Here is a 7,201-nt window from a genome sequence, read left to right as displayed (position 1 = left end):
AGGTGTCCACATCCATGGGGTCGGGTCCGTTCTCCATTGCCTGTCTTATTCTCATCTTCGCACCAAGCAGTGACAGCACCTACTTCGTGAGCATCGCCAGGCATTTGTGAAGGTGCGTTCTTGTAAGTTAAGTTTAATCTTATGCGGTAAATTAAAGTTATATATTGTTCCTTCTCTGCTTTTTCGCAACTCGGTACAACATCAACAGAAAATCCTCCACACTTGAGAAAATCAACCCGCCCTTTATACTTCTTATTTCCGGGCTCAGTCACGCCAATTCGGTATTCGGGGTTGTACTTGTACACCGCACGTAACATGCGGTGATTTTTCATATTGTGTTTGTGCTTCATTTTCTCGGCACCCAGCCGATTTCCTTTCCCTCCTTTCTAGTATAGAAACCTCTGCGAACTATGAAATTACCTAACGCGGGTCCCCCTGCTTTCATTGTTGGCTCTATGTATACGAAGACCGCGCTGGTAAGAGGAGGTAAAGCGCTCATCCGTGTTGGAGTGTCACTTTCAACAGAATCATTGGAATAAAATGATCGGTTGGTTTCCATGGTGCCTTTGACTACTCCGATTCCTTGACTCATTCCGAGTATGACCCCTTTGGTGAAGTCTTGTTCGTAGCTGTCTTCGAGGGGTGTTGTTGAAGGTAGAGGATAGCCGAGGTCCTCTGCCGTATTCCGAACACTGTGCCAGTACGCGTTCGCCTGGCCAGTTAACTCCCTCGCACCAAGCACGTTGTTCCACGCAATCATTCCCCCTGTGAACGGAACATAATGAAACACACCAGGAATTTCCGCCACCTCATCACTGACAGGAAAACCCAAACTACCCCCCTCTCGTCCTAAAGCCTGCCACACACGCTGAGAGGCAAGAAACATAAACCTCGTCTGCCTATCAACCTCCCGCCACGAAATCGTGCCATTGGAAAAATTATTAAACCGAAATCCCGTCCCCGCACCCTGCTCATTAGTCATCGGCACACCAATAGGGTGATGCGACCCACCCATCGCATCATATTTGGCCTTAATATCTCCCCACACAGCACCACCAAACAGCGGATTATAGTAATTATCCCCACCCTCAAACTGCTGATACTGCGTCGCAGGAACCCCCGTATCCTGCGGTTCCGATACTGGATACCCAAGCGCTCCTGATTCCCACCCGAGGGTTCCCCACTGACGCATCCCATCACGGGTGACAGCATGCGCCCCGGTACGCGGGTGCCAATAGATAAACCCTGCTACAAACTCCGTGCGTTTTCCCACACCGTCCAGACCCGTCAACTCATCACTCAGCGGCATACCAAGCCACGAACCTCGTCCCCCGATAGCGTTATAATGCGCCAGAATTGCCCCACACACGGTTTTTTTAGTTTCAGCAAAAAAGTCGCAGCCGCCGTCCCGTACCGAATACACACTGGCCGGTATCACCGCAGTCTGCCGTGCATACTCCAACTCCACATCCGGGTGAGAGGCAACATACTCATCCAACAACTCATCCCCCGACGGATCAAACCGATCCACAACATAATCACCACCCCCCACCTCCCCAGACCCCACAGACTCCACAGCAAACCCCCCAACAGGAAAAACCAAACACAACAAAACCACCAAAAATAGAACTGAAAGTGGAAGTGAAATATTTATCGATCCCTGTAGCTCGGGATGACGCTGGGGTTTACAGGCATATAAATAGAATCACATAGGTAGCTTTCTCCCTTTTCGCTTCGCCCCAAGCACTCGGAGTACTCGGGAGGATAAAACTTGCAGTTAGTTACTGAGTCATACACACAGTTAGTGAAAGTGCAATCGGTAAAAAAACAATCACTAAGAGCCGGAAAGTGCACGTCCGTGAAGGTGCAGCTGTAAAAATGGCACTCTTTAAGGCGAGAATCTGCGAAATTAATGGTTGCGAAGGTAGATCCTTGAACACGACAGTCTTTGAACTCGGTCCGGGCGAAGTGGCAATTTTCCATGAGTGTTGTGGAGACCTGGATGTGGCGACAAGCTAGATCAGCGGCGTGGAAATCAGTTATATCACAAGCGGTCAGGCCAGTGTAACGGAGGAAAACATAGGAAAAACGCCAGGGTACGGTCCTAAAATGGTCAGCGCCTGGCGCGCACCAATAAAGCTCGTCGGTATCGGGGCGAACAGTTAGTCGCCTTGTTAGGGCACTAAGTATTTCATTTGGGCCGATTTCCCAGCTGTATGTGGTCATTCGTGGCGAATCGATTGGTAGCCCGCAGGCGTAGTCGCACAAGCGCGCAGCGATAGGATCAAATTCTCTTGAATCAGTCAATGAGAGCTCGTCAGCACGGTAGAGCAGCTCGTATGCAGTAGTAAGCTGCTCTAGCGCAGAGATTGCTTGGAGTCCACTCATATTCTTAACTCTAGTGCGCGAAGCACGTAATCGGTGCAGTTTGGGAGCAGGAAATGGGGGCAGCGGGGCAGGACAGTGAGGCGACCCAGGCGGCACAGGGTGTACGGCACGGTGCGATCCGTGCGGGAAGTAAGGGAGTACACCGTGACGTTATCGGGAACGGTGCGGGGGAAGTGCTGACAAGCGAGATCACGATGGGAGGCGCCACCGATGTAGATGCGGTTGGGCTGGCCGAACCACGGGGCACCGAGTCCCACAATGCGGCGCACGCGACCGGAAAGCTCCGGGCGGCGAGCGACCTCGAGGCCGACGAGCCCGCCGAACGAGTGCCCCACGATGTCGATCTCTTTGTAGCCAGCCACGGTTTCTACCAGCTCGTCCACGCACTCGGTGACCGGTGCCGAGCCGTGCTTGCCGTAGGACGGCGCCACAAACGCGATGCCACGGCGAGCAAGCGCAAGGCTTAGCCGCCGGAACACTCGCGGCGAGGAATTGGTGCCGTGCAACAGCACCACCACCGGGCGGTACGTCACCTGCGGGGAGGGGGCAAGGGGCCTGCGAGGAAGGTAGGCGAGGACGTTGAGGAGAGCGATCATGGGATGCGCAGCGGGCTAAGAAGTGCGCCCAGCGCGCGTGAATTCCACATCATGAATGCCAGTTTACACCTGAGGAAACCCTGCGACCAGCAGTTTTATCAATGAGGAAAGTGAAAGCGTTCCTCAGGCACGGTGAGGCTCACCCCAGCTAATGCGGTGATGTCGCCGAAGGCGCGGGAACATTCACCCTGACGGTTGAGGGCATGACCGCACCGCAGTTTGGCGGCCGCACGAGCGACGCAGACCATCACACTAAACATCGCTGGTCTTCTCGGCTGCCAGGAAGGAGGGCTCTATCGCCGGCGTGCTAGCCTTGCCCGCACTTCTGGCGGGCGGCGGCAACATTGTGATGAACCCGGACATCCTGGCGTCGGTGCTGCCGCGGTCGCCTAAAATCCCACCTGGTGAGTTTTATAGTCCATTAGGTGGCACCATTTGAGGAATTTTCCAACCGGTAGCTCGGGCGTGAACTATAGTTCCGTTATGCGTTACGCCAGAATTGCAACCCCAGAGGCTATGACCTTCGCCGTCGTCGAGGGCGACGGTGAGGATATAAAGTTCAAAGCCATTTCCAACCACCCCTTCGAAGCCCCCGAGTACACGGGCAAGGAGTATGGACCCGACGAGGTACGCCTGCTCGCCCCGATGCTCCCCTCCAAGATCCTCCTCATCGGCCGCAACTACGCCGACCACGTCCAGGAGGTCTTCAACCAGTCCGCGTCGACCCTCCCGCCGACGCTGTTCATGAAGCCCCCGACATCCATCATCGGACCGGGCGCTGCCATCAAGATTCCTGACTTCGCGCAGAAGGTCGAGTTCGAGGGCGAGATCGCTCTCGTCATCTCCAAGCCCTGCAAGAACGTGAAGAAGGAAAACTGGCGCGACGTTGTCCTTGGCCTGACCATCGTCAACGATGTTTCAGACCGCAACCTCCAGTTCGCCGAGGGTCAGTGGACCCGCGGCAAGGGCATCGACACCTTCTGCCCCATGGGTCCCTGGATCGACACCGACCTCGATGCCTACAACCTTGCCGATACAAAGATCAAAGGCCACCTCACCCACGATGGCGAGACCACCACCTGGCAGGATTCCTCCACCAACCAGATGATCTGGGACTTCGGCGAGATCATCGAATACATCTCCGGCTCCATCACCCTCTTGCCTGGCGATGTCATCTCCACCGGCTCACCCGCCGGCACCAAGCGCATGCTCCCCGGCGACACCATCGCCATCGAGGTCGAAGGCCTCGGCACCCTCCGCAACACGGTCACCGAGGCCTAGGCCATTCTCGGACAAACCGTACCGGGCTTTGCAGCATATCTACTGGCTGAAGACCCCTAGTCCTTAACAAAGATCCTGGTATCCGTTGTTCAATGGGCTGGCGATAGGCTACCGAGTGTGCACCCGTCACTGCTCAAACAACACCGCGATGCATGAACATCGCGGTGTCTGGGGCCGGAATCGCGGGCTGTCGCGGCAACCCGTCAAGGTTCTCTAGCATGTACAGCTCCAGGACTCGTCAGTCAACGATGCTCTTTCGGCTATCGATTGAAACCTTCTGCCAATGTGCGTTTTCTTCGGTAATGAAACTAATTAGAGCAGCGGTTTCCATAAGGCCCCATGAGCTAGAAGTTAAATTGTTCCCATCGGTGTCGAAAAGATAGGGAATCCTATGTGAAGCTTTTCGGGCGAGTTCGGACGAAAACGGCGACACTGTCAAATCCCACGTCGCATATCTTTCTATCCGGTTAAAGAAATTTCCCCACCAGCAAGCTGGCACCGAACCGGAATTGTCTCCCGGATGCAATTCCACTGTGATCCGTGATGGCGTTACCGGTTTGTATGCCTTTTTTAAACTAATCTGTATTGCCAGCATGATTGATGGTAGAAAGGTCGCAACGGGAGCTGAGCTCTCGTCTGCGGAGTAGATCCCGAACACAAGAGTGTCTACTTGGCCATTGCCTAGAATTTCACTATCGTTGCTTTCCCCAACGAACCAAGGGGAAAGTGCAGCCCCCGACATGATAGATGCAGTGGAGTTAATCAGGCTCCAGAGGTCTTCTGCGTCGTCCGAATCCCGAAGCGGTCCGAATGGATTAATGCTCCATGTTCCGGTGAGAGACAGAATCATCGCTAACCACCGATGCCAATGCTAAACGCCACAATTAACCCAGTTTTCCTTATAGGCCTTCATTGGAGGATCAATGGCTCCCAAAATATCCACATCCACAACATTTCTATATAGCGTCCTAGTAAAGTTGCTGCACTGAGCTCGGGCATTAGATCGCTTCCCTCGACCGCACCCCTGCGGAACGGTGACTGGTTGTCCCGTGGCTGCCCTTTCCCAGTTTCCATTGGCATTCTTTCGCTCAATCCAATTTTTCACAATGGCTTGTCCTCCGAGGGGGCCACCGGTGTAGCAACCGTGAGCTGACACTGTTCCTTGGGAAAAATGTGGGTTATCCGCAACCATTACAAATGGTCCTATACTTCCACCAGCTCGTTTTTCGAAACTTTCTGCATCATCATCCGGATTTTGCTCAATTCTCCATAGACCAGGAACATGAGCAGCGTCGGCGGACGAGGCATCCAAAGTTGACATCGGCACCTGTTCGGTGGATTGAGCCATAGCCGGTACGGGAATTGTGATGGTGAGCGATATAGTCACTGAAGCTGCCACCAACGCTACATTCCGGGGAGTGATTTTCATATTTCTTCCGATCCCTTTGTATGTAAGTCAGTTCAATCGTAGCAGAAAGTAAAGGTATTTCCTGTGGTAAACAGATCGATGTTTTATAAAGGAGAACCTGTATAACGATTCGTAGCTTACAAGCCTTGGATCCCCTGCCCTGGAAAGGCGTATGAGTGAGCACTAGCGGTGGTTTCGGGGTTGTGGGCCTTGGTATGTACCCTGCAATCGCACTGCTAAAACGGTACAGGAAGCCACCATACACGACGAACCACACGTACGCTGGTGCGAGTCCAGAACCGCACTCGATATGCCCTCCGCAGCATGACCCCACCCCGTCGCCGCATCCGCTTCTTAGCAAAAAGTATTGGCCTGCTGGTCTACACCAAGAGTTGTGGAACGCTCTGGAAGTCAAGCCTGCTACCCGGAGTCGCGGAACTTTTCGGCTACGCGATCTCCACGGCTCCGGGCACCGCAGAACGGCACTACCCCCTGGCCCTCCTGCTCAGCCAGTTGCCAAGTGACTGGATTCCCTGCACCACAACGATGAGAATGATGACGGTTATCACCATGGCGACGGTATCAAACTGCTGGTAGCCGTAGCTCAGCGCGAGGTCGCCCACGCCGCCACCGCCGACGTACCCGGCCATCGCCGTGGCGGAGATGAGGCCCACCGTCGACGTGGTCAGCGCGAGGATGATGGAGGGCTTGGCCTCCGGGAGGATGAAGTAGCGGATTGTCTGCCACAAGGTTGCCCCCATGGAATCTGCCGCCTCGAGGATGCCGGGGTCCACCTCGAGCAGGGATTGCTCGATGAGGCGCGCGACAAACGGCGCAATATAGATGGTCAGGGGGACCAGCGCCGCCGTCGTGCCGATCGATGTCCCGGTGATCAGCCTGGTGAATGGAACAATCGCCACCATGAGGATGACGAATGGCAGCGAACGCAAAATGTTCACGATGACGTTGACCACCTGGTACACGACGGGCTGTGGCCGCAGTCCGCCGGGCCGCGTGATGACCATCATCAAAGCCAGGGGGATGCCGATGAGTGCGCCGATGAACAGGGAGATGCCCACCATGTAGATGGTTTCGGCACCCGCCGAAAGGTACATGTCGGCGGTGACGCGTGTATCTAGGTTCATCGGATTACCTCCACTGTCAGTCCGTCTGTACTTCGTATTGAAGCGATCGCTGTTTCAGCGTTACCGTCCAGCCCAATCACCATCGACCCGACGGTCGTGCGCCGCAGCGGCAGGTCATTGGCCTGCAGCAACCGGGCGCGCACGCCGTGGGTCTCCAGGTCGTGCAGCACTGTTTGTCCTGCGCCGCCGCGGTGGACGACGCGGATGATCGAGTCGGCCTCGGCCTGCAGGTGCGTCGTGGGCACGGTCGTCGCCACGAAACGCCTGGTCAGCTCCTGTTGCGGGGCGCTGAACACATCCTCGACGGGGCCGGTTTCAATGAGGCGGCCGTGTTCGAGGACGGCGACGTTGTCGGCGATGCGGGCGATGACGTCCATCTGGTG

Annotated in this window: 6 protein-coding genes and 2 pseudogenes; 1 reads left to right on the top strand and 7 read right to left on the bottom strand. The window is 55.3% G+C overall.

The genetic code is table 11. From position 1 onward, the window contains the following. The 3 genes and pseudogenes from HMPREF3044_RS13260 to HMPREF3044_RS10245 all read right to left on the bottom strand — a co-directional run. Positions 1–332: pseudogene (locus HMPREF3044_RS13260) on the bottom strand (hypothetical protein); the annotation flags it as partial. A 14-nt stretch (positions 333–346) separates the two neighbouring features. After that, the gene (locus HMPREF3044_RS10250; protein WP_246821029.1) at positions 347–1,531 is read right to left on the bottom strand and encodes an LGFP repeat-containing protein; all 1,185 of its coding nucleotides are present in this window, start codon (positions 1,529–1,531) and stop codon (positions 347–349) included. A gap of 853 nt (positions 1,532–2,384) precedes the next feature. Further along, the gene (locus HMPREF3044_RS10245; RefSeq protein ID WP_141759685.1) at positions 2,385–2,984 is read right to left on the bottom strand and encodes an esterase/lipase family protein; all 600 of its coding nucleotides are present in this window, start codon (positions 2,982–2,984) and stop codon (positions 2,385–2,387) included. Positions 2,985–3,467: 483 nt separating this feature from the next. Here HMPREF3044_RS10245 and HMPREF3044_RS10240 point away from each other — a divergent pair, with 483 nt between their 5' ends. Then, on the top strand, positions 3,468–4,265 hold the full coding sequence (locus tag HMPREF3044_RS10240; RefSeq protein WP_005388165.1) for a fumarylacetoacetate hydrolase family protein: 798 nt from the start codon (positions 3,468–3,470) through the stop codon (positions 4,263–4,265). Between the two features lie 238 nt (positions 4,266–4,503). Here HMPREF3044_RS10240 and HMPREF3044_RS12725 read toward each other — a convergent pair whose 3' ends face one another. From HMPREF3044_RS12725 to HMPREF3044_RS10230, 4 genes and pseudogenes are all read right to left on the bottom strand, one after another. After that, the gene (locus tag HMPREF3044_RS12725; protein ID WP_005388166.1) at positions 4,504–5,115 is read right to left on the bottom strand and encodes a hypothetical protein; all 612 of its coding nucleotides are present in this window, start codon (positions 5,113–5,115) and stop codon (positions 4,504–4,506) included. Between the two features lie 21 nt (positions 5,116–5,136). Continuing rightward, positions 5,137–5,694: a hypothetical protein gene (locus HMPREF3044_RS13460; protein ID WP_246821027.1), complete on the bottom strand. Its 558-nt coding sequence runs from the start codon at positions 5,692–5,694 to the stop codon at positions 5,137–5,139. A gap of 464 nt (positions 5,695–6,158) precedes the next feature. After that, a complete protein-coding gene (locus tag HMPREF3044_RS10235) occupies positions 6,159–6,818 on the bottom strand; it encodes a methionine ABC transporter permease (protein ID WP_070741419.1) in 660 nt (219 codons plus the stop codon). After that, positions 6,815–7,201, bottom strand: a pseudogene (locus HMPREF3044_RS10230) (NIL domain-containing protein); the annotation flags it as partial. The gene HMPREF3044_RS10235 and the pseudogene HMPREF3044_RS10230, both read right to left, overlap by 4 nt.

It is taken from the genome of Corynebacterium sp. HMSC073D01, assembly GCF_001815555.1.
Taxonomy (GTDB): domain Bacteria; phylum Actinomycetota; class Actinomycetes; order Mycobacteriales; family Mycobacteriaceae; genus Corynebacterium; species Corynebacterium glucuronolyticum.
The sequence above is the reverse complement of the archived record's forward strand: the minus strand, read 5'-3'. Positions and strand labels throughout refer to the sequence as shown.